This is a genomic window from Bradyrhizobium erythrophlei, from assembly GCF_900129505.1.
In the GTDB taxonomy this organism is placed as follows: Bacteria; Pseudomonadota; Alphaproteobacteria; order Rhizobiales; family Xanthobacteraceae; genus Bradyrhizobium; species Bradyrhizobium erythrophlei_D.
This window is the reverse complement of record NZ_LT670818.1, coordinates 5705190-5727189: the sequence shown is the minus strand read 5'-3', so window position 1 is coordinate 5727189 and position 22000 is coordinate 5705190. Positions and strand designations below refer to the sequence as shown.

The following is a 22000-nucleotide window of genomic DNA, read 5'->3' as shown; positions in this document are numbered from 1 at the left end:
CCGGTTATCCCGTCTTCGGCAGCGTACCCGGGTTCATTCGGGCAATCCCGCTTTACGCAGACCCTCAATCAGCAGCTTCGAGTTTGATTGCCCGCCCCGAGCGGTCCACTCGGAAATTGTGAACGCGCGATCGACCTCAAGCAGACGCGCCGCCGCCTCACGGGCCTCAGCATCACGTCCGAGATGGGCGAAGGCGGACGCGAGACAGCGGTAAGCTGCCGAAAAAGAGGGGTTCTGACGCAGGGCTTTCTTCCCTGCGACGATGGCCTCATTAAAGCGACGAAGCTCAATAAAGGCCGTGCCCATCCCAGCAAACGTCAGGTGTAGCCGCGGGTCTACCGGGCTCATGCGAATGGCGTGTTCAAAACTCCTGACCGCTTCCTCTGGCAGCCCCGCAATTCGATAGACCTGGCCTCTGCAGCCCCATGCCAGAAATGAATTTGGGTTGAGCGCGACCGCCCGGTCAGTCCATTCGATCTCACTCTCGCAATCGCCGACCATGAAGGACGAGATTACGGCCGCCAATGCTAAGATGTCTGGATCATTGTCGTCGAGGCTCAATGCCAAGCGAAGAAGCCGAACTGCTTCGTTGCGTTCGAATTTGGGATCGATGGCGTAGCCCCAAAGGACGCTTTGCATGTGACAGACACCTGCCAAAGCCGCGACCAAGCCGAACCGAGGGTCCAGCTCCAAAGCGCGATGAGCCAGTTTGATCGCCTCAGCCAAACCTTCGCGAGTCGCTAGGTAAAACTGCGGCATTGCTCGAAGATACAAATCATAGGCGGTGAGGTTCTCCGGTCGCCGCCGCGCCGCCAGTGCAATTTCTGTTTGAAGCAACTTTGGCTGAATGGCCGAGACGACGGCGACCGTGACTTCGTCCTGAAGCGCGAAAATGTCTGTTAGGTCACGCTCGAACCTATCCGCCCATATGTGCGTGCCCGTCACCGCATCAATCAATTGCCCGCTAATGCGAACCTTCCCCGAAGCCTTGCGCACAGACCCCTCAAGGACATAGCGCACGCCAAGCCTGCGTCCGACCTCCTTCACATCGACGGCTTGGCCTTTGAACGTAAAGCTCGAATTGCGAGCGATCACGAACAACCATTTGAAACGCGACAGCGCGGTAATAATCTCCTCAACCATCCCATCTGCAAAATACTCCTGCTCGGGATCGCCGGACATGTTCTGGAACGGAAGCACGGCGATAGACGGCTTGTTGGGGAGTGCCAGAGCTTGCGTGCTCTCGACAGGCGGCTCTATCGGCGCTGCCGCAGAACCGCTCGCATTCATCCTCAACCGCCACGCTCGCATCGGTTCAACAATATTCTTCAGGTTCTGCGGACCCATATCCTCAAAGGCGAAATCGACCTTCCCGCGGACCTGACGTTGTGCGTCGTCAGAGATGCAAACGCCACCCGGCTCCGCAATCCCTTCAAGGCGAGCGGCGATGTTGACGCCGTCGCCAAAGATATCGTTGTCATCGACGATGATGTCGCCAACGTGGATGCCGATGCGAAATTCGATCCGCTTGACCTGCGGCATCGTAGCATTTTGCTCAGCCATACCGCGCTGGACCTCAATGGCGCAGCGTACCGCATCTACGACACTGCCGAACTCAGCGAGCACGCCATCGCCCGTGTGCTTGACGACCTTGCCACGATGTTCGCTGATCTTGGGATCAGCGAGTCCACGCAAACGCTCCCTCAGCCGGACGTGTGTCCCTTCCTCGTCCGATCCGGTCAGGCGACTATATCCAGCCACATCTGCCGCAAGGATGGCTGCAAGCCGCCGTTCAACGCGATTGTCAGTCAAAACGGCCTCCCCGAGATCGGTAGATCCGTCGGACATATCAAAGCATAGGGCGTTGCCCTTGGGCTAGGGCCAATGTCCGAGTTGGGTCAAACTCGGACCTCGGCGGGCGCAGCCGCAATGTCTGCTGTATCCCCCAATAACAGACATCAATGATCGCCGGATCAACGTCGGTTTTGTGCCAACAACGGAAGCGCCATTTCCGTTTTGCTGTCGCATTCCGAACGGCTTGTCACGTGCGAACCCGTTCCGCACCTGGAGCCAACCAGTTCCCCACCAGTGGCTAACCAGGGGAGAATGCAGTTGAACAGCGGATGGCCGCGCCACTGAGGTTGGATACCAACATGCGTATAGTTTTAAAGCTATTCAATCAGCAAAGCCATCTGAGCCGCTAAAGCGACCACAGTAAAACTGGCTCACGTCGGCCATCCACGCGAGGCTAATGTGCTGCTTCACCAAGAGAGCTGGCACCTGGATCGCATTTTTCCTGCCGCCAGGTGGAATTCCGCTCTTGAAACCAGGGCCGCTGCACCGACGTTACCATTGGAACAACGTGGTATTCCTGCAAAGCAGGAAGCGCTTTTGATCTCCGACTGGCAGTAGCAATGTCCTCGTCCGATGGTACAAATGAAACCAGTGACGCAGCCCGCCGACGGCGGAAAAGGAGCAACTCCTTACTGCTGGTCTTGGCCGTTGGATTTCTTGTTTTTGGCGCCGCCGCGGGCGCACTGTATTATGCGTTGCGGCCGGTAACTCTCCGGATTGCCGTCGGACCGCCGGGAAGCGACGATCACAAAGTGATTCAGGCGATGGCCGAGGCCTTCGCCAGCGAAAGCAGGACTGTCAGGCTGTCTCCGATCACGTCCGACGGAGCGGTCGAAGCCCTCGCCCTGCTTGGTGCTGGCAAGGCCGACCTTGCGGTCGGTCGTGGCGATCTGGAGATGCCGGCCGACGCGCAGACCGTCGCCACCGTGCGCAAGAACTTCGTTGTGCTGTGGTCGTCTTCCGGACTTGCGGGCAAGAACTCCAAAAGAAAGTCCGCGCCGAAAATCGAGGAGATCGCCGATCTCGCAGGGCACAGGGTCGGCGTGATCGGCCGGACGCCGGCGAACGCCGCGTTGCTGCGGGTCATCCTGAGCGCCTCCGGCGTGGAGGCGAACAAGGTCGCGGTTACGCAATTTGGCACGGACCAAATCGAGGAGCTGGCGCGCGACCCGACCCTCGATGCATTCATGGCGGTCGGTCCACTCGACAGCAAAATCACCGCCGACGCCATCGCCGCGACGGCCCGGGCGCGAGGCGAGCCGAAGTTTCTCGCGATCGAGGCATCGGAAGCCATCGCCCTGAAGCACCCGCGTTATGAATCCGAGGAAATTCCACCCAGCGTCTTCAATGCGAATCCGGCCTGGCCGGATGACAAGGTCGAGACGGTTAGCGTCAGCCACCTGATCGTGGCGCGGAAGGCTTTGTCTGAAACGACGGTGGCGGCATTTTTCCGGCAACTCTTCGCTGTCCGTCAGGCGATTGCCAGGCAAGTGCCTGGCGCTGCGCACATCACCAAGCCGGACACCGAGAAAGACGCCGAGTTGCCGGTACATCGGGGAGCGGCAGCCGTCATCGATGGCACCGAACGCACCTTTCTCGACAGGTACGGCGATTACTTCTGGTTTGCGCTCCTGCTTCTCTCCGGAATCGGTTCGGCCGGCGCCTGGTTGCGTCACTACTTGAATCGGGACGAAAGGGAGGAAAATACCAGCCATCGCAACAGAATCCTGGCCATGGTTTCCAGGGTGCGCACCGCGGAATCCAACCAGGAACTGCTGGCGATGCAGCGCGAGGTCGACGCCATCATCGGTGAAACGCTCAAATGCTACGATGACGGCGCCATCGAGGAAGAGGAACTGGCGGCTTTTGGCCTAGTGCTCGAACTGTTCAGTCACGCCACCGTCGAGAGGCGTGCGGCATTGCAAGCGGGCACCCTCGAACTGGCTCGCAGCGCGGCGGTAGGCCAAAGCCTCACGTCTCGATGATGACGCAGCCATGTGAAACGTGTCACTGCGATTGGCGCCGGCCGCGGGCTCCCGAGTTCTACCGCGATCGCCCGGCCGGTTGCCGGGCTTTTCGTTGCCGGGACCAAAAGCGAAAGCCCCGCCAAAGCGGGGCCTTCTGTCTATGAGCTTGTGAGGTTATGGGGGGACCTTAAACATGCGTCACGCGGGGCTCCAAGAGGTTCGGCTCAAAGAGCGGCGGGACATCGGCGCCGCGGTGACCATTGCCCAGAGGCCGACTTCCGGTCAAAAGCGCCGTTTTGACCGTGCGTCAGCTGCTTCCGGTCTTGCCCAACAACCGGACATTCTCAGTGTACCTCGGCATGTCTCAAAAGTGCCAACAGGAGACTCATGCACCGCAGCAAATAACATCTCTATTCGATCACCTCGTCGGCGCGTGCTAGGAGGGAATCAGGAATGGTCAGCCCGAGCGCTTTGGCGGCGCCTTTATTCAGAACAAGTTCAAATCGGCTAGCCTGAACGACGGGCAGGTCGGCCGGACGAGCGCCCTTCAGGATACGGTCCACGTACGCTGCTCCCTGCCGGAAGTTTTCTCGCAAGTCGCCGCCATACGACATCAGCCCGCCCGCCAATACCTGAACACGGTTCTCATAAATGGCGGGCACACGTTCTTGCGCGGCAAGCTGGGCAATCTGATTACTCACAATGGAGAACAGGAAATCCCACTGAACGAACAGGCCATCCAGACCTCTAAGGCCCTTGAAGGCCCATTCAAGCTCCTCTGCTCGGCTTACCTCGATCCTGGCAATGTCAGCACCTGCGCGGGCCGCCACGTCCTTGGCATCGGCCCAGTTCGATGCAGTTCCCGAGTTTGCGGGATTGCCAAGCCACGCAAGATGGCGGGGCTGTCGCCCGAGCATTTCCGTCAACAAGCCAAGCCGCTTGCTCCAGAGGATCTGAGGTCCCTGCGCGAAGCCAGTGATGTTTCCGCCCGGGTGCGAGATACTCCCGACCAGTCCACTAGAGATTGGGTCAGCTACCTGAAGAAAGACGATAGGAATGTCCCGGGTTGCGGACTGGAGCGCTTTAGCTTCGCTAGTACCTGTTGCAGCAATCACGTCAGGGCGAAGCTGAACAAGTTCACCTGCTAAACGAGCCAGGCGCGAAACGTCGCCGTCGGCCCACCGTTCATCGATGTCTATCGTCTCGTCTGCACGCCAACCAAGGTCGCGCAGTGATGCCTTCAAGATGCCGCTGGTATACTCATTTCCCGTGCCCTGTCTTCCACCAGAAAGGTAACCCAGTCTCCTGCGGCGGACCGTCTGCGCTTCGCTCGGGTCTATCACCGCGAAGCAGGTAACGGCCACGGTCGCGCCGCCGACAAGTATGATGAACTCGCGCCGCTTCATTCCTATGCTCCACATCGACGGCATGGGCGGACGCTAACACACCTAACATTTAGCTGCGGCAGGAAAGTTGGGAGAAGTACCTTGTCCGAGTTGGGTCAAACTCAGACTTCGGGGCCCATCAAAGCTAGGTCCGTTCTTCCCCAAACATCAGACATGAGGCGACTGCGGCAGCATGTCCGAAAAGTGCCAGGAGGAGACATTGCGCGGCTACCCGGAAGTCGCAATCCGGGGTCCAAGCTCTGCTGTATAAGCCGGATTGGCAGTATACTTCCTTAGCGTCCACAATTCCGGATCGTGAAGGTAAATCCGCGACCAGGCCGTCGACCGTGATACCGCCGACCATCATTTGACAGAAGTGCGGCTGATGGCGACGCCGAGGTCCGTACCGCTGTACTTGCGCGCCTTGGCCGACGAAGCAAGATCCCTAGAACAGTTCTCCGCCGCCCCAGTCGCCACCGCGCAAAAGCGCACAAGGCGCGGCGTCAAACGGTCTAGGATAAGGACACCTAATCAAGTCGGCAGCAGCGTGAACTGAAAAATCGCGCCCCGTCCTGTGTTGCGGCCCGCCCACAAATGGCCGCCATGTGATTCGATGATCCGCCGACTGATCGAAAGTCCCATGCCGGTGCCTTGCGCTTTCGTGGTGAAGAATGCCTCGAAAATGCGCTCGCTTTCGTTGACGGGAAGCCCGGTGCCCGCATCACTGACCGAAATCAACAATTGACCATCCTCGCTCCCCTTCGATGCGACAGTCAGTTCACCACCCGTGTCTCGCATTGCTTCAATGCCGTTGAGCATGAGATTCATCAGAACCTGCTGCAGTTGTACGCAATCTGCTGTCGTCATCGGAAGCTCCGGATCGAGGTCGGTGCGGATTGAAACGGCGTTCTGATTCGCCGTATCGCCCAGCAACAAGCTCATTTCTCGAGCGATTTCGTTGAGGTCGACCGATTCTCGCTCCGGCCTGCCTCGCCTATAGAGTGAGCTAACGCGGTCGATGATGCCGCCAGCGCGCGTCACGGCCGCGACCGTTGCCGAGGCAGCCTCCGATGCTTCCGTCACGTCGGGTGTGTCACGACGGAGCCATCGCATGCAAGCCTCGGCGCTGATGGCCGCAGCAGCGATCGGCTGCTTGATTTCGTGACCCAGCGACGCCGCTAACTCACCCATGGTCATTACCCGACTCATATAGGCCAAGTGCGCCTCTAATTGCCGCAGCCCCTCGCGCTCTTGCTCTGCCCCCTTGCGATCTTCTATGTCGGTCAGTGTTCCATACCATTTGCGGATCTTGCCGTTCTCATCGCGCAGCGGCACAGCTCGAACCAGGAACCACCGGTATTCGCCGTTGACACTACGATGGCGTGCCTCGCTCTCGAACGGCTCACCGCTGGCCAGCGCCTCCTGCCACTTGGTCACGTGTCCATCGACGTCGTCCGGATGAAGCGTAGACCGCCAACCGGATCCTGAAGTGTTTTGCTCTGACAATCCTGTATATTCCACCCATCGTCGATTTGCCCAAACGTTGCTTCCGTCGGCAAGGCTGGTAAATGCCATGATGGGTATCGCCTCGATCACATCGAGCAGCTCTTTTTCACTCCGGCGGGAGATCTCTTCGGCCATCCTGCGTTCGGCTCGCTCACGGGCTTCGCGCAGCGCGCGCTGCACCGAGGGCACCAGCCTCGCCAGCCGCGTCTTCAGAATGTAGTCGGTCGCCCCGATTTTGAGCGCTTCGATCGCTACTTCTTCGCCGAGCGTGCCGGAAACAAAGATGAAAGGCAGATCGGGGCGTTCACTTTGCGCAAGCTTCAATGCGGAAAGACCGTCGAACGAAGGAAGCTGGTAATCCGCGAGAATCAGGTCGATTCCACTGTTCTTGAGAGCGGCCAGGAACTCGGCGCGAGTTTGGACGCGGGTTGTTTCGCAGACGAAATGATCTGTTTCAAGGAGCTCTTGAATGAGCTCCGCGTCATGGGCGTCGTCCTCCAGCAACAAAATTCGGAGAGGAGTCCTTATGCTGGCTTCTTCACGCCCGGCAGCGACCTTCGCGGCCGTCTTGCGTTCGGCTCTCTCATCGGCCTCGCGCAGCGCGCGCTGCACTGAGGGCACCAGTCTCGACAGTCGCGTCTTCACAACATAATCGGTCGCCCCGATTTTAAGCGCTTCAATCGCCACTTCCTCGCCGAGCGTGCCGGATACGAAGATGAAAGGCAGGTCGGGGCGGGCGCTTGACGCAAGCATCAATGCGGAAAGGCCGTCGAACGAAGGAAGCGTGTAATCCGCGAGGATCACGTCAATTTCAACGTCTTCGAGAGCGGCCACGAACTCGGCGCGAGTCTGGGTGCGGGTTATTTCACAGACGAAATGATCGGCTTCAAGGAACTCTTGAATGAGCTCCGCGTCATGGGCATCGTCCTCCAGCAACAAAATTCGGAGAGGAGTCTTCACGTTGGCTTTCTCACGCTGCCCGGCGGCGGCTCGTTGATGACCGCCCAGAAGACGCCGAGTTCCTTGACCGCATTGACAAACTCATGAAAATCGACCGGCTTTACGACATAGGCGTTCACCCCGAGGCTGTAGCTTCTCATCATGTCTTTTTCCTCGTGGGATGACGTCAGCACCACCACAGGTATCATCTTCAGGCGCTCGTCGGACTTGATCTGCTGCAAGACCTCCAATCCACCGATCTTCGGCAGTTTTAGATCGAGCAGCATGACAGCAGGATTGCCGGTGGAGCGCGTGTTGAATTCCCCCCGGCAGTAGAGGTAATCGAGAGCTTGTTGCCCGTCGCGGGTAACCACGACCTCATTTGCCAGGTTATAGTCCGTCAGCGCCGTCAAGGTCAGCTCCACGTCGTTCGGGTCGTCCTCGATAATTAAAATGCGTCCCAGTGTGGTCATGGAGCGTTCGCCGTCCTTTCCGCTGCATCTTGTGCTTTCGTAAGCGAGAAGTAGAAGGTCGCGCCTTGATCTACCGCTCCCTCGCCCCGGACCTCCCCGCCATGGCGGTGGATGATGCGCTGAACGGTGGCCAGTCCTATTCCGGTGCCTTCAAACTGTTCAGGCAGATGCAGACGTTGAAAGACGCCGAACAGCTTGTTTACGTACTGCATGTCAAAGCCAGCGCCGTTGTCCCTCACGAACACCTCGACTTCTTTTTTATTGCGGTCGACACAGCCAATCTCGATTTCGGCCGGCCTTCGCAGGCGTGTGAATTTGGCCGCGTTGGAAACAAGGTTGACAACGACCAGCCTCAGCATGGAACGGTCTCCGTAACAGACCGGAAGCGCGCCGACCTTCCAGGCAATGTCCCTGCCCTTTGTGTCCTGCTTAATTTCCGCGACGACCTCCTGGACGAGTTGCCCCAGATCGACCTGCGTCTTTTTGGTCTCGGCCCGCCCGATCCTGGAAAACGACAGCAGGTCGTCGATCAGGTTGCCCATTCTTTTCGCCGAGTCGAGGATCGTTCGTATGAATCGCTGACTCTTTTCGTCGAGCAAGGACGAGGCCTGTCGTTGCAGCAGCTCCGAGTAACCGACCATATGGCGAAGCGGCGCCCGCAGGTCGTGGGAGACGGAGTAGGCAAAAGATTCCAATTCCTTGTTGCTTGCCTCGAGTTCCAGGGCCCGTTTGCCGAGCTCCAGATTGAGTTTGCGAATTTCGTCCTCTCGTTGTCTGCGCTGCACCACCTCGACCTGAAGATGGTCACGGGCTTGACGAAGGTTGTCCTCGATCCTGCGTCGGACAGCGCTGAACGAGGCGACGATGACCGCCCATGCTACGAAAATGAAAAAGTAAGGTAGATCTCTACTGGAAATGTCGAAGGAATAAAGCGGCTCAATAAAGAAGTAGTCGAAGAAGGCCGAGGACAATAGAACGGCCAGCACGGAAGGCCCGGCTCCGGCATACCAGGTGGTGAACGCGATGGCCAAGGTGAGAACCGGCAGCTCCACGTCGCGGAACTGGTAATGTTGCAATGCGAACCCCACCCCAAGCGCCATCCCCACGGAAACCACTGAAAAGCCGTAGCGCAGGATCGGTGAGTGGATTCTCTGAAATTCTTGGTTCCAATACCCCAAGCTACGCCTCACTGCGACATGGGTGGGTCCTTCCGCAAGCTCGGTCATTATGACACTTTGCTTCCGATGGCTCTGCCGGCAGCGGGCGCAACGCGGCGGCCAACCGATGTGAGAATGTAACCGTGGTCCGTCTCGTCAAGACACCGCGGACTTTTACACGTTCCGTGGCGGCCCCGGCAAAGGACCAACGCAGCGTCCTCATGAAGGTCGTAGGCCGAAAGCTCCATCCGAGGATCCTTCGCTTCGGCAGCCGCTTTATCGCCGGCATCAACCCCGATCGCCACCACGGCCGGTGCCGATAGCGTCACGGGCCCTGACTCGCAGCCAGCCACGCCTGGTCACAATGTTCGGCGCGTATTCTCCGACCGGATTTACGCTACAGGATTCACGCTCCAGCCGCCACTCGAAATCGGGCTAATCTCGCGCGCGCACGGAGAGCTACGCCCTCGATCAGCGCCGGTCAGTCGGTTGGCCTGCCCGCGCGGACTGCGATATCGCCGCGGCTCAATCGAGCCAGCCCCGGTGTAATGTGCCTGGTTCGATAGGGAGGTTCGAACGAACGCCCCTTACCGGTCACCCACTCCGCCTGCAACGGGTCGTAAGCGACCGCCGCGACTTGGGGTCCGCGTTGAGACACGGGGACCGCAGTGCTTTCCACCTCGGCCGCGATGTCTGACGTCTGCTGTGGGGGTCAATCGCTACCGAAATGGGCCCCCCGCCGCATGTCCGCTTTCCCCCGATAGCGACCGAACTGGGCCATGATGGCCAGCGGCGAGCGATACAAAGAACCCGTCGCGCTTGCGTGCTCCGGCGTCACGGTCGCGGGCCTTCAGAACCGTCTACGAACACGTCAATTGGGAGAGGGTGATTGATCACGTAGGTGCCGTAGTTCTGGTCGTGCTTGTCAGGTTGGATCAGGCCGTCCGCGTCCTTGGCACGAGCCAGCAAGGTGTACTGCCCCGGTTCTTTCGGTGTCAGCCAATCGAATTTCCACCGTCGCCACGCATGCCGTCGCACAGGGTCCAGGAATTCTGCCTGGGCCCAGGTCCGGCCACCATCGGTGCTCACTGCAATCTCGGTCACGTCGGTCTCGCCCGTCCATGCAGCGCCGGAAACCGTGTAGATCTGGTTCGGGGCCAGGGTTTCGTAGACACGTGGTCGCGCGATTTCGGACTTGAGCTGCATTTCTCCCAACGGGCGCCGCACGGGCTTTCCATCCATCGAAGCCCAGTAGGCATAATCCGATGTCAGCCAGTAACCGTGAAACGGTTCGCGTACGGCCTGGATACCCGTCAGCCACTTGACGGACGCCATTCCATAGTGCCCAGGAACAATTGCGCGGGCCGGAAATCCGTGATCCCGCGGAAGATCGCGACCGTTCATCTGGTAGGCGATCAGGACTTCCGGCTGAATTGCCTTGGCCCGGGGCAGGCTCCAGGCAAATGATATCGGTTCGGGAGGCACAGGTTCTTCTTTAGGTGTTCCGCGATCCGCGCCTTCGAGCACAATCTCGCAAGCGTCTTCCTCCAGTCCGGCGCGCTCCAGCAATGCTTTAAGGGGCACACCAGTCCATTCTGCATTGCTGACGGCCCCGAGCTCCCACTGAGCGCCTTGCACCTGCGGGACGAGAAAGACTCGGCTATTACCGGCGCACTCCAAAGTCGCCATCCGGGTCTCGGACGGCATGCTGCGCAGCTCGTCGTAGCTCAATGTGAATGGGCGCCCAACCGCACCGTCGATGCGTAGTTGATAGGAGGCACGGTCCAAGGCTGGTATCGGAAAATGGCTGCGGATGTAGAAAAGCTTTGTGGGAGTGAGATATGAGTCGATCTGGTCGAAGGGAGCCTCCAGATTCTTTGGCTCCTTTTGCCGGATGGTGAGACCCGCCGAAGGGAACTGAATCGTATTTTCGACGCAACGCCTTTCCGAGCCTTCCATGATCTTCTCCCTATTTGCCGATTGCGATGCTGGCGAATGTCGCGTCGGGCGGCTGCGCCAGAAACAAGATCAGGTAAATCGTCATGGCAATGCCGACCAGCGCTAGGAACGAGGCGATGAACACGCCTTGCCTGGAGAGCGAGCGATCTGCGAACTGGTTCCGGTCCACTTCGCCAGCCAGGCGCATAAAACGCCGCGCGGAAAGCAGATTCACGAGTGCGCCGGTCGTGATGAGCGCGGCTCCAAACCAGGGTGAAAACTCGTGGGGCTGAGCGGCGGAGAACTGTTGCGGTAGGTGGAACTGCTCCAAGAAAATCCCAAAGCGCGCCACCACGAACCCGAATCCCATCAAGGTGATGCCGGTGCGAGTCCAGGCGAGAAACGTTCGCTCTTCCGCCAGATAGTCCCGCAGGTCAGCTACTGGCTTCGCTTTGATGGGCATATCCATTTCAACTTCACCGGCTCTACGGATCGCGCAGCCTTCTGGGTGCGATACTTCAGAGGTAGCGGCCCATGCGGACTTGCCCATTAAATTCAAGTTGATTCTTGAGCTGGCTGCGCACGAGACGCCGTTCATCACAGCTCATCCTAGGTTATGTCTGTGGCCTCGAGGGTCACAGCGTTGATCTCCAGCATTCCCCTCCGTAGCGGCGCTTTCTTTGATCAGCGCACAGGTGCGGTGAACGATGTCGCCAGTGCGCATTCCGTCCTTGACGATACAAGCGAGCAACCGCCGGACTCCCTCCGTATCTGTCGGCTGGACGAAGAGCAGCCTCAGAGCGGCTTCGGCGCCCATGACGACAGCGCAGATCGGCTGGTTGATTTCAGCAATCGACGCCGATAGCTGCTCTAGGAACGCGACCCTGTTCGCGGACGCCAACTCGGTCTGAGGCATGGGACACCTCCGAATTGAGGTGGTGTAGCCGCTCCCGAAGGGCGATTCCTTAGGGCCGATCTTAAAAATTATTAAATTGGCTGTCCGGGTGAGGTCGCCTGGCTGTCTCTCAAAGACCACACGTGTCGTCCACGCCTGCCAACCGTGGGGCTCGGATCGCGACTGGTGCGGATGATCGCGGTGCATGATTACCGTGGACGGTAGTCGTGCGTTTGACAATACCCTTCAGTTTCGCAGTATCCGCAGGCCATATGAAAGGCAAAACTTCAGCCTGTCTAATCCGCGAGGCCGGGGTGTCTGAAGCAAGCGCCAATCTGGTCTATGCCTGCGATCAATGGGAGATCGATCTCGGCCGGCGGGAGCTCCGGTCGCGCGGGATTGCCGTGCCGCTCGGCGGCCGGGCCTTCGAGGTCGTCACGGTCCTGGTGCAATCGGCGAGCGAGTTCGTCACCAAGGACCATTTGATGGAGCGTGTGTGGCCGGGCGCCACCGTCGGCGAGGGTACGATCCACGTTCACATCTCCGCGGTCCGCAAGGCACTGGGTTCGGATCGAGCCCTGCTGAAGACGGCTTCCGGTCGCGGCTATCGCCTGCTCGGGAACTGGACTCCTCAGCAGCGAGAGACGACCGCCGCACCGGTCTATGCATCCCCGACCCGCACATCGGGAGTGCCGCCGCCGAACAATTTTCCCCCGCTCATTACGCGCCTGGTGGGCCGGACCGCGGCTTGCCAGTTCGTCCGAGATCTCGTCTCTGCCTATCGGGTGGTGACCTTGACGGGCCCCGGTGGCATCGGGAAGACCTCGCTCGCCATCAAAGCCGTCCGTTACCTCCTGCCCGACTTTGAAGACGGAGGGTGGATCGTCGAGCTGGCCTCGCTGTCCGACCCCGGCCTCGTCCCGTCAACGGTAGCCAGCACGCTCGGGCTGAAGCTCGCCGGCGAGATTTCGGCGGAGTCTGTCGCTCGCGCCGTTGGTGGCAGACATCTCGTGCTTGTGCTCGATAATTGCGAACACGTCATCGACGCGGTGGCGAACCTGGCCGAGACCCTGACGCGCGTGTGCCCCCGCACTGCGATTGTGGCAACGAGCCGCGAAGTGCTGCGGATCGACGGCGAGTCCGTCTATCGCGTTCCGCCGCTCGAGGTGCCTGCTCCCGGGCAAGCGGCGCCGGACTACATCATGCAATACAGCGCGGTGGAGCTGTTCGTCGCAAGGACAAAAGCGCTGAACGCTGGATTCTCGCCGGACGCTGAAGACCTCGCGTCGATTGCCACGATCTGTCGGCACCTCGACGGCATACCGCTCGCTATCGAGTTAGCGGCGGCTCGCGCCGCGGTTCTCAGCGTTCAGGGGGTAGCCGCAGGCTTGCGCGATCGCTTCGCGCTGTTGACGGCCGGCCGCCGTACGGCTCTCCCACGGCAGAGGACACTGCGCGCGACGCTCGATTGGAGCCATGAGCTGCTGCCGGACGCGGAGCGGTGGTTGCTGCGGCGCCTGGCCGTCTTCCCCGGCGGATTCACCATCGATGCCGCCACCGCCGTCATGACGGATACCGGATTCGATGCGTCGGCGGTGCTGGACGGCATTGCCAATCTCGCCGCAAAATCATGGGTGGCGCTGGACAAATCGGGCGCTGGCGCCCGCTGGACTCTGCTGGAAACGATCCGTGCCTACGCGCTCGAGAAGCTTGCCGAGCACGCCGAGGCCGACATCGCCGCGGAGCACCATGCATTGTATTTTCGCGATCTCTTCATGCCGCAGGCGCGAGGCGCCAAACCGTCTTTATCGGATGAGGACCCGGCGCGCTGGGTTCGAGAGATCGACAACGTTCGCGCGGCGCTCGACTGGTCCTTCTCGTCGGCCGGAGACGAGGCGATTGGCATCGACCTCACAGTCGCCTACGCGCCGGTCTGGCGATACATGTCGCTGATGCGTGAATGCCGCGAGCGCTGCGAACGCGCGCTGCTCGGTCTTGAACCGCATGTGACCGCGAACATGCGGCTCCGAATGGAGCTGCAGATCGCCCTCGCGGCTGCGATCTTCATCACCATGGGCCCCCCAGAACAGGCAAAAATTCTCCTGACCGAGGCAGTCGAAACCGCCGATGCGCTGAATGATCTCAATGCGCAGGCGGCAGCTCTGTCGACGCTGTTAGCCATTTACGTCCTTCCAGGAGAATACGCCAGGGCGCGGATCGTGGCGGAACGGATCGAGCAAATCGCCCATCGTATTGACGACCCGGTAAGCCTCCTTGCCGCCTATCGAGAACTGGGCGCCACGCTTCTCACGAGCGGCAGACCTCGCGAGGCCCAGCAATATCTGGAACGCATTCTTCGATCTCCCGGCACGCCGGGGGGGCGCCGTAGCGTGATTTATTACAATTCGAATGACCATGCGGTGGCCCGGGCGATGTTGGCTCGGGCGCTTTGGATGCAGGGTTTGACGGACCAGGCGCTCCATGAAGCTCGCCTCAGCCTGAAAGAGCTGCAAGACACAGATCACCAACTGCAGCTTTGTCCAATACTGTATCATGGCATCTGCCGCATCGCGACGATGACAGGTGACTTCGCAACCGCCGATCGGGAGATCGCGCACTTGATCGAGGTGGCCAAAAGTTTGAACGCGCACCTCTGGGAGACCGCGGGTCGCTTCCTGAAAGGGAAGTTGTTGGTCGAACGCGGCGAGTTCGCGCAAGGCCTGCGGGTGTTGCGCGATGCCTTCGAGACGGGCGGCCGAACCTGGCGCCTGTCGTATCCGGAGTTCAAGGGCACTCTCGCGTTAGGACTTGCGGGAACGGGGCGGCTCGACGAGGCTCTCGTTGCCCTGGAAGACGCGCTGGCGGCCGAGCGCGAGAACGGGCACGGGTGGTTTGCGCCTGAGTTGCTCCGCATCAAAGGCGAAGTGCTGCTCCAGCAAGCCGCGGATCAGTTCACCCCGGCGGCCGAAGATTGCTTTAACCAGGCGGCCGAAATGGCCCGCAAGCAGGGCGCTCTCTTTTGGGAGCTGCGGGTCGCCCTCAGCGTTGCCCGCTTGACGGTGAGCCAGGGTCGTCACCATGAGGCGAGAGCACCGCTTGCGTCGGTTTATGATCGGTTCACCGAAGGCTTTGCGACCGCAGACATGCAGGCTGCCCGCACCTTGCTTGAGGAGTTACCGCCGTAACGCGGGACGTTGGGAGAAGCGCCGTGAGGAACGTCAGAAAAGCTGCGTAACGTGCAACTGGCATTCGCTAGTGTCATCTTGCATCTCGGGTGTAACAGCTCGATGTCCGAGAAGGGTCAAACTGAGACCTCGGGGCCTATCCGAGCTAGGTCCGCTCTTCCCCCAACAACAGACGTGAGGCGACTATGGCAGCATGTCCGTTTGGTGCCAGAAGCGGACATCCGGCACGCTTCCCAATCGATCGAAAGTGCGGTCATATGCCGTCCGGGGACACTTGGCGTTTTGGGGGTGTCCGCTTGCACGGAGGAGAAGGCGCGTGAAGGAACTCGCTGGAAAGACCGCGTTCGTGACCGGTGCAGCGTCAGGCATTGGACTGGGGATCGCTACAGCCTTCGCACAGGCGGGGGCGAAAGTCATGCTTTGCGACATTGAAGAAGCGGCTCTGTCCGCAGCGCTCAAGCAATTGAGGCTCACCAACGTCGATGTCGACGGCGTGAAAGCGGACGTTTCACTCAAAGCCGAACTCGTGGCGGCCGCCGAAGCCACGACTGCCCGCTACGGCAAGGTGCATATCCTCGTCAACAACGCGGGCGTCGGCGGCGGTGGCCTTATGGCACCTGGACCGAGGCGTCGTGGAATTGGACCATGGGCGTCAACCTGATGGCGACCATTTGGGGGATCGAGATTTTCGGGCCGTTGATCGAGCAGCATGGCGAGGGTGGACACATCGTCTCCACAGCCTCGATCGCTGGCCTTATTTCAGGGCAGAGCAATGCATACAACGTTTCCAAGTATGGCGTTGTCGCGTTGTCCGAGGGCCTGCGGCGTGAACTCGCGCCCCGCGGGATTGGCGTATCGGTGCTGTGTCCAGGGTACATCCGCACTCAAATCATGAACTCAACACGCAATCTCCCCAAGCGCTTCGAGGGGGCGGTCCGTGCCTTGCCGACTTCGGGCCCATTTGCCGAACACATCAATATGATCCGGGAACGCGTCTCTCAGGGCATAGATCCCATTTATGCCGGTGAACTCGTCCGCGAAGGCGTTGAAAAGGACTGGCCATATATCTTCACCGACCTCGAATTTGAGCCGATGATCGAAGCGCGCTTCGCCGAAATCAAGCAAGGCTTTGACCACATCCGCGGGCGCAACCCGAAACGTTGAGCGCGCAGCCCTTCCACCAGCCTGATTGTGCTTTTTTGGGGCCGTGCCGCCGAGGCGATTTTGTCGGTAGTCACGCCATGTCCGGTTTGGGTCCAGGCCGTGTGGAAACGTTTTTCGTCTCCCCCGCAACCGGGCGCGATGGGCCTCGACGCGACCGTCTGAGCCCATTTTTGCTGTATCGAATCCGGAGTCAACGTGAGGTCCGCGCTGAGCGAGATGAACGGTCACAAAGCGCGTATAACACGACACTCCTCATGCCCGGATCGCCGCGAGGAACGGTTTGATACCGACGATATTCATCGCGCGCGTGAGGTTGTAGGCGAGCACGTGCAGCGCCCTCTCAGTCGCCACCTTCGGCAGCGTCTTCATCAGAAAGTGCGTCGCACCCATCCGCATCTTCAGCGTGGCGAACGGATGCTCGACGGTTTCGCGGCGCACACGCATGGCTTGCGGGTTCTGATCGAGCCGCGTCTGCGCGGCCTCGACGACGTGTTCGTGTTCCCAGCGTTTGATGCGGCGCTCGTTGGCCGTTGTGCACCGATCCTTGAGCGGGCAAGTGCGGCACGCCTTGGTCAAGTAGATCCGTATTTTCTGGCCATCTTCATCAGCGGTGAAGTGGTGCGCCAGCTTCTCGCCGGCCGGGCAGCGATAGACATCGTCCTTGGCCAAATAAACAAAATCAGGTTTCCCAAAACGGCCTGCCGACTTGGCGCCCGAGGTTTGCGGCTTGGGCAGCGTGACCGCGACGCCGGCCTGTTCGCAGGCCAGGATTTCCTCACCTTTAAAATAGCCCCGATCCGCAACGACTTCCAAGTTATCGCTGCGCAGCGCGGCCTTCGCGGCCTGCGCCATCGTCGCCAGTTGCGATCTATCGGTGCCGACGTTGGTGACCTCATGCGCGACGATCAGATGGTTCGTGATGTCGACCGCACTTTGCACGTTATAGGCAACCATCCCTGAGCCGCGCCCGCTCGTTGCCATCGAGCGGCAATCGGGATCGGTCAGCGATATCTGCTTATCGGGCGAGGCGAGCAATGCCTTTTCAATCGCGGCCAGCCGTTTCACTTCTTCGTCGAGCTTCGCCAGCTTTTCCTTAAGCCGCGTCTTGGCGAGCAGCACCGTTTCCGACGGCTCTTCTCCTGCCGCAGTCTGGCGGTCGGCGGTGTCCAGTTGACTCATGTAGCGCGCCACGCTCTCTTCGATTTGCTTCTGGCGACGCTGGATCTTGCCTTGCGTGAAGTTGTTGTCACGACTGTTCACGGCCTTGAACTTGCTGCCGTCGATGGCAACGCTGGCTTTTGCCAGCAGGACCATCTTGCGGCACAACTCGACGAATTGGGCGCAAACCTTCTTGATCGCGGGGCCATTGTCCTTGCGGAAGTCGGCGATGGTTTTGTGATCCGGCGCCAGCCGTCCGGTCAGCCACATCACCTCAACATTCCGGCCAGCCTCACGCTCCAGCCGCCGGCTCGATTGGACCCGGTTGAGATAGCCATAAATGTAGAGCTTGAGCATCGGCGAAGGATGGTACGCTGGCCGGCCGGTCGCTGCAGGATCGACCCCTTCAAAGCCCAGATCGCGCAAATCCAGTGCCTCAACAAACACATCGACCGCACGAATAGAATTGCTCTCGTCGATCCAATCATCGAGGCATTCCGGCAACAGCGTGGTCTGCTGGCGATCCGCCCCTTGAACGAAACCTTGCATCGCGTCCCCCGCCGATTCAGCAAGAGAATCATAGCATCGATGGGGTTTTCACACAGCCTGGGTCACTTTCCGACAAACCGGCATGTTCGCGCCACGTCCGGTTCAGCGCCCATAGCTGACATCAATCAGGGAAAGCTCGTACGCCAAGCGGCTCGGCGGTCAGGCCAAACGGGCCGCGTCTAAATGGCCTTTAGCAAGGAGCAAAGGTAGAGCCTTCGCGTCGCGAAACCTCCGAATTGTCACGAGGCCTTTTCATAAACGGGTGGCTGCCTGCTTTTTTTGGCTTTCGTGCCGTTACCGTTGCCGGGTCATTTTGTTTTGCTCTGGCTTACTTAAGCTCGCGCAAAGTCGACGCAATATTCAACGGAAGCGCGAGAACCTGATCGGGCACCTGTTAGCCACTGCCAGCGCGCCGTACTCGTAGGTCTCGAGAGCGATTTTTTGTGCAAGCATTACGTCGCCCACGACTAATGAACCTACTGGCATGAAGCACCAACCGACCGCGGGAAGGTCATCATCGCCAATCTCGTGGACGTTTGTGGTCTCTCCATAGTGAATGCGGTATCGCTTCCCGCTGTCACAACCGATTACGTCGAAATATCTTTTGGCATCGAACTGCGCTCGTTGCTCAGGCGATAACCACTCGCGCAGTAGGTTTACGCCGCGCTCTTCACGAGTAGCGAAGCGCGCTCGGTAACGCTCGCGCGCGGCTTGGACTTCACGGATATATTGAGCCAGCGAAGCACCAACGCGCCGCGACGCGATCAGCAGAGACCGCGCGGACATAGCGAGGACAATCAGCCGCCGACGAGCCGCGGAAAGAACAATGTTTCTTCCGCAGTTGGGTCGAACGAACGAGTTACTGCTGCGTCACCCGGAGCGGTGCGGACAGCTGCCGTAAAGCCAGCGCCGGTCAATTGTCGAAAGCGTTCTTCGGCCTTGGCGACGGCCTCCCGGTCAGTCGCGTCGAAATGATGCCGGGTATCGCCACTCTGGTCCATCACGATCTGAGTTGCCATTGCTTCGCTCCTTGGGTTTGGCCCCAGCCCCTCCAACAACCCACTTGCGCACCGTTTCGTGTCAGATCAAGTTCCAAGCTTTTGTCGTATTCTTCGGGATAACCGATCTCCCGCACTTGCAGCAGCTCGATCATTTGCACTGGCGGCGCGTGGGGAACTGCACAGTCGATAGCTTTTCGCGCGTCATTCCCCAGGGCGATAGCTCGTAGCTTCGCTCTTCGATTACAACGATTGTCCACCTTGGCTCGCATCCTTGCAAGTAATAATTCTGCGGATGCCGTGCTGATGCCAGCGCGTCTGAGCATCTCAATCTCGTTTTGCAGGCGACGGTGAGCGACCCGGAACAATCGCGCGGAAAAGAGCCGTGAGCGTCACGTCCTCGCGCCCGTTCGGTAGCAAGGTGCAAAGGTAGAGCCCAGCGGTCTGACGCACTTCATCCGGCGCTAGTTGTTGCATTTTAGTAACTCCCTTTCCGCGAGAAAGCGATATGTTTGGTGCGGGCTGAGGGAGGCTGCATGTTCAACGTGTATCTCAACGAGAAGCGTGATCGCCTTTTGGTGATCGCGAGAGGGCAACCGATCCCTGTCGTCGAGAACGCAGGACGGTGGCGGAAGAAGAAAGCAACTGTAGCTGTAAGCGACGAGATCAAGTCTGCCATTCAAAGAGATGGCTTCTATTGGCGCAGACTACGTCAGCAACTCGCTGCCGAGTAAAATAACAACATCGCCGTTTGTCGCTCGGCGACCTTCTCGAAGCCAAATCGGGTCCGGGGCAAGTGGAAGCTAGTCAGTCTTGATGATGTAGCGCCGAAAATGCGCGAGGCCCGGAGTAGAGTAGCCGAGGAGCCCGAGCCTCGGTAGCGACAAGATTAACTATCGGAGCGTTCATACCGGTCCAGCACATGGCCAACTGGCGGTGGGTATTCGATTGGCCTCGAATAGGCATTCAACCACGGCCTCATATCGGCTTCGCTGATCGGAGTTGCGGCGAAGCCCTCCATTGCAATAACCGGAAACATACTGACAAGAGAGGTGTAAAAGCCGCACTTGTTCGCGAATGCCTTCATCCCATCGGTGTCTTTTGACACAGAATTGGGTGACGGGAACGTCGACGGTGGCATTAGGGCAAGCTTACTCGTTGTTTTGCCTGCATCATCCGCGGCTACGTTATTAACCACGTTCCAATGAACAATTTCGTTGCGTTCATTATCGATAGGCCTGAGCTGTTTTATAAGAGAATTACGGAATAGGTGGTACTGGTCGCGAAATTTAATTTGAAATAGTTTGCCGATCAGATTGCGTCTCGCGTCAGCGCTGGCGATACGAAAGAATATAGCTCCGCCGATTTCTTGAGTTGTTCCGGCTAATGCCGAGAACAGCCGGGCAAGGGCTTGCTCAAGGCCTGCGTAAGATTGGATGGCCTTGCCGCGAACCGCCCAGAATTCGTCTTTGGCGGCCAACTGTTGAGCTTCATCTAGCCTGATTATCGGCATAGCAACGCGGTCCGGTCTTCGTAGTTAGGTCTTCTTTGGGACACGCGGCTCGTCGTATCGAGTTCGGCGACGGTCGAGACTATCACGACGCACCCGTAGGCCGGAGAGCCGCATAGCTGGTCCTAAGCCCGGGTGTAAAACCGCAGCTTTCATAGAAGCGATGAACGCGCGGGTCAGTTCTACCGCTCTGAAGGAGAACGTGGTGGCAGTCTTGTCGCCACGCTTCATCGAGAGCAGCGCCGACGACCGCACGCCCATACCCCTGCCGCTGATAATCCGGGTGTGTCACCACGTTCTCTATGAACGCATGCTGACGACCGCCCCTCAGAAGATTGGGGATCGTCACTAACATGCATGTCGCGACAATTCGATTATCGGCGTCAGAAACGAAAACGGTTAGACCGTCTCGCGCCAATATCCGATCCCAAATGTGCTCGGCTCTTCCATGTGGTTCGGCATAGCTACTCACGTCAGAGGCGTCGAACAAAGCGAGCAAAGAAGCTAGATCACAGACATCCGCAATTCGCGCATCACGCATCGAAATCTTCCACCCTAGGTGAGTAGGTTTTCCCATTCAACAAGGTTATTCACTTAAAACGGGCCAGAAGCGATCTGTTCGAGCGCACTAAAGGTGTGGGATCGCAGCTTGGTTTGGGATATTTATAAAGATCGCCCCCTGCGGGTTTGTCTCAAGGATGAGCATTGGCATCGTCAGAACAGTCACCGGGCTTGCCGCCCGCCCGAATGCACACCCTGTATAGCCACGGCTTAACGTAGCTGCCCGCCCATATGCCGCGCCCCGCTTGCTCTGCCTCGCGCTGGATGGCCCCGAACCGTCCCTTTGAATACTGCGGCCAGTCTAGGGCAAGACCGTTGCGAACGAGCCATTCGCCGAGGTCGGCTTCTTGCACTGAACACGTGGCCACGGTCCGCCCGTACCGATCGAGCGAAATCGGTATGCAGCTCACCGGCCTGCCTGCAATGAAGCTGTCAAGCTCGTTTGCTGCCTTCGCTCCGCACCGATATTGAATGCTGTCATCCCCCCGGCATAGCTGACTGCTTTCCGGGGCATCGATGCCCCACAGCCGAATACGGTTTCCGTGAATTTCCAACGTGTCTCCATCGATGATACTGGCCTGGCCCGTCAAATCGTCAGCCGCGGCGGCGATACCCGCCGCCAGCACGAGCGCGACCGCTAACGAGCATCCGCCGATGCGGGCTCTATTGTGTGGGAACCTGTGGAAAACACGCATACGTAAAGAGGTGGTATGGGATCGAGGGTTTCGACCCCAAATCCTAGTGGCATTGCCCGCGCCCGC

At 59.3% G+C, this 22000-nt stretch carries 18 protein-coding genes; 5 read left to right on the top strand and 13 right to left on the bottom strand.

What is annotated here, in order from left to right; genetic code table 11:
* Positions 1 to 33 precede the first annotated feature (33 nt).
* Positions 34 to 1812, bottom strand: a complete 1779-nt coding sequence (locus tag B5525_RS26405) for an adenylate/guanylate cyclase domain-containing protein (protein ID WP_244567586.1) — start codon at positions 1810 to 1812, stop codon at positions 34 to 36.
* A gap of 602 nt (positions 1813 to 2414) precedes the next feature.
* Between B5525_RS26405 and B5525_RS26400 the strand changes: the two genes are divergently transcribed.
* Entirely contained in the window at positions 2415 to 3839 is a 1425-nt protein-coding gene (locus B5525_RS26400; protein WP_079568632.1) for a TAXI family TRAP transporter solute-binding subunit, read from the top strand.
* A gap of 392 nt (positions 3840 to 4231) precedes the next feature.
* Here the strand turns inward: B5525_RS26400 and B5525_RS26395 are convergent, their stop codons facing one another.
* From B5525_RS26395 to B5525_RS26365, 6 genes are all read right to left on the bottom strand, one after another.
* A complete protein-coding gene (locus B5525_RS26395) occupies positions 4232 to 5227 on the bottom strand; it encodes an ABC transporter substrate-binding protein (protein WP_172899979.1) in 996 nt (331 codons plus the stop codon).
* 510 nt (positions 5228 to 5737) lie between these two features.
* Complete coding sequence (locus B5525_RS26390) at positions 5738 to 7672, bottom strand: response regulator (RefSeq protein ID WP_079568630.1); 1935 nt, start codon at positions 7670 to 7672, stop codon at positions 5738 to 5740.
* Complete coding sequence (locus B5525_RS26385; protein WP_079568629.1) at positions 7669 to 8124, bottom strand: response regulator; 456 nt, start codon at positions 8122 to 8124, stop codon at positions 7669 to 7671. The genes B5525_RS26390 and B5525_RS26385 overlap by 4 nt, the downstream gene beginning before the upstream one ends.
* Positions 8121 to 9350: a sensor histidine kinase gene (locus B5525_RS26380; RefSeq protein ID WP_079568628.1), complete on the bottom strand. Its 1230-nt coding sequence runs from the start codon at positions 9348 to 9350 to the stop codon at positions 8121 to 8123. The genes B5525_RS26385 and B5525_RS26380 overlap by 4 nt, the downstream gene beginning before the upstream one ends.
* 765 nt (positions 9351 to 10115) lie before the next feature.
* A complete protein-coding gene (locus tag B5525_RS26370; RefSeq protein WP_079568626.1) occupies positions 10116 to 11240 on the bottom strand; it encodes a sulfite oxidase in 1125 nt (374 codons plus the stop codon).
* 10 nt (positions 11241 to 11250) lie between these two features.
* A complete protein-coding gene (locus B5525_RS26365; RefSeq protein WP_079568625.1) occupies positions 11251 to 11817 on the bottom strand; it encodes a YidH family protein in 567 nt (188 codons plus the stop codon).
* 701 nt (positions 11818 to 12518) lie between these two features.
* On the opposite strand from B5525_RS26365, the gene B5525_RS26355 reads away from it, so the two are divergent.
* The 3 genes from B5525_RS26355 (at position 12519) to B5525_RS47280 (ending at position 16463) form a co-directional block, all read left to right on the top strand.
* A complete protein-coding gene (locus B5525_RS26355) occupies positions 12519 to 15299 on the top strand; it encodes a winged helix-turn-helix domain-containing protein (protein WP_172899978.1) in 2781 nt (926 codons plus the stop codon).
* A gap of 316 nt (positions 15300 to 15615) precedes the next feature.
* Positions 15616 to 15960, top strand: coding sequence for an SDR family NAD(P)-dependent oxidoreductase (locus tag B5525_RS47285; protein WP_276328798.1), 345 nt, complete (start codon positions 15616 to 15618; stop codon positions 15958 to 15960).
* A complete protein-coding gene (locus tag B5525_RS47280) occupies positions 15945 to 16463 on the top strand; it encodes an SDR family NAD(P)-dependent oxidoreductase (RefSeq protein WP_276328797.1) in 519 nt (172 codons plus the stop codon). Before B5525_RS47285 ends, B5525_RS47280 begins: the two co-directional genes overlap by 16 nt.
* A 252-nt stretch (positions 16464 to 16715) precedes the next feature.
* On the opposite strand, the gene B5525_RS26345 is transcribed toward B5525_RS47280, so the two are convergent.
* The 3 genes from B5525_RS26345 to B5525_RS26335 all read right to left on the bottom strand — a co-directional run bounded on the left by B5525_RS26345 (position 16716) and on the right by B5525_RS26335 (position 19189).
* Complete coding sequence (locus B5525_RS26345; protein ID WP_079568622.1) at positions 16716 to 18170, bottom strand: IS1182 family transposase; 1455 nt, start codon at positions 18168 to 18170, stop codon at positions 16716 to 16718.
* 360 nt (positions 18171 to 18530) lie between these two features.
* Entirely contained in the window at positions 18531 to 18938 is a 408-nt protein-coding gene (locus tag B5525_RS47570; protein WP_425305326.1) for a hypothetical protein, read from the bottom strand.
* A gap of 29 nt (positions 18939 to 18967) precedes the next feature.
* The gene (locus B5525_RS26335; RefSeq protein WP_079568621.1) at positions 18968 to 19189 is read right to left on the bottom strand and encodes a hypothetical protein; all 222 of its coding nucleotides are present in this window, start codon (positions 19187 to 19189) and stop codon (positions 18968 to 18970) included.
* Positions 19190 to 19704: 515 nt separating this feature from the next.
* Here B5525_RS26335 and B5525_RS26325 point away from each other — a divergent pair.
* Positions 19705 to 19902: a hypothetical protein gene (locus B5525_RS26325; protein WP_079573814.1), complete on the top strand. Its 198-nt coding sequence runs from the start codon at positions 19705 to 19707 to the stop codon at positions 19900 to 19902.
* A gap of 155 nt (positions 19903 to 20057) precedes the next feature.
* On the opposite strand, the gene B5525_RS26320 is transcribed toward B5525_RS26325, so the two are convergent.
* The 3 genes from B5525_RS26320 to B5525_RS26310 all read right to left on the bottom strand — a co-directional run bounded on the left by B5525_RS26320 (position 20058) and on the right by B5525_RS26310 (position 21934).
* Positions 20058 to 20648 carry a hypothetical protein gene (locus B5525_RS26320; RefSeq protein WP_154073440.1) on the bottom strand — a complete coding sequence of 197 codons (591 nt, stop codon included), beginning with the start codon at positions 20646 to 20648 and terminating at the stop codon, positions 20058 to 20060.
* A 115-nt stretch (positions 20649 to 20763) separates the two neighbouring features.
* A complete protein-coding gene (locus tag B5525_RS26315; protein WP_079568618.1) occupies positions 20764 to 21219 on the bottom strand; it encodes a GNAT family N-acetyltransferase in 456 nt (151 codons plus the stop codon).
* A gap of 151 nt (positions 21220 to 21370) precedes the next feature.
* Positions 21371 to 21934 (bottom strand): thermonuclease family protein, encoded by a 564-nt coding sequence (locus B5525_RS26310; RefSeq protein ID WP_079568617.1) that lies wholly within the window; start codon positions 21932 to 21934, stop codon positions 21371 to 21373.
* Positions 21935 to 22000: the final 66 nt, after the last annotated feature.

Excerpts from the sequence above, each read along its gene's own strand:
- B5525_RS26400 (WP_079568632.1), top strand. The coding sequence starts at position 2,415 with ATGTCCTCGTCCGATGGTACAAATGAAACCAGTGACGCAGCCCGCCGA.
- B5525_RS26395 (WP_172899979.1), bottom strand. The coding sequence starts at position 5,227 with ATGAAGCGGCGCGAGTTCATCATACTTGTCGGCGGCGCGACCGTGGCC.
- B5525_RS26385 (WP_079568629.1), bottom strand. The coding sequence starts at position 8,124 with ATGACCACACTGGGACGCATTTTAATTATCGAGGACGACCCGAACGAC.
- B5525_RS26380 (WP_079568628.1), bottom strand. The coding sequence starts at position 9,350 with ATGACCGAGCTTGCGGAAGGACCCACCCATGTCGCAGTGAGGCGTAGC.
- B5525_RS26370 (WP_079568626.1), bottom strand. The coding sequence starts at position 11,240 with ATGGAAGGCTCGGAAAGGCGTTGCGTCGAAAATACGATTCAGTTCCCT.
- B5525_RS26365 (WP_079568625.1), bottom strand. The coding sequence starts at position 11,817 with ATGAACGGCGTCTCGTGCGCAGCCAGCTCAAGAATCAACTTGAATTTA.
- B5525_RS47280 (WP_276328797.1), top strand. The coding sequence starts at position 15,945 with ATGGGCGTCAACCTGATGGCGACCATTTGGGGGATCGAGATTTTCGGG.
- B5525_RS26345 (WP_079568622.1), bottom strand. The coding sequence starts at position 18,170 with ATGCAAGGTTTCGTTCAAGGGGCGGATCGCCAGCAGACCACGCTGTTG.
- B5525_RS26335 (WP_079568621.1), bottom strand. The coding sequence starts at position 19,189 with ATGGCAACTCAGATCGTGATGGACCAGAGTGGCGATACCCGGCATCAT.
- B5525_RS26325 (WP_079573814.1), top strand. The coding sequence starts at position 19,705 with ATGTTCAACGTGTATCTCAACGAGAAGCGTGATCGCCTTTTGGTGATC.
- B5525_RS26315 (WP_079568618.1), bottom strand. The coding sequence starts at position 21,219 with ATGCGTGATGCGCGAATTGCGGATGTCTGTGATCTAGCTTCTTTGCTC.
- B5525_RS26310 (WP_079568617.1), bottom strand. The coding sequence starts at position 21,934 with ATGCGTGTTTTCCACAGGTTCCCACACAATAGAGCCCGCATCGGCGGA.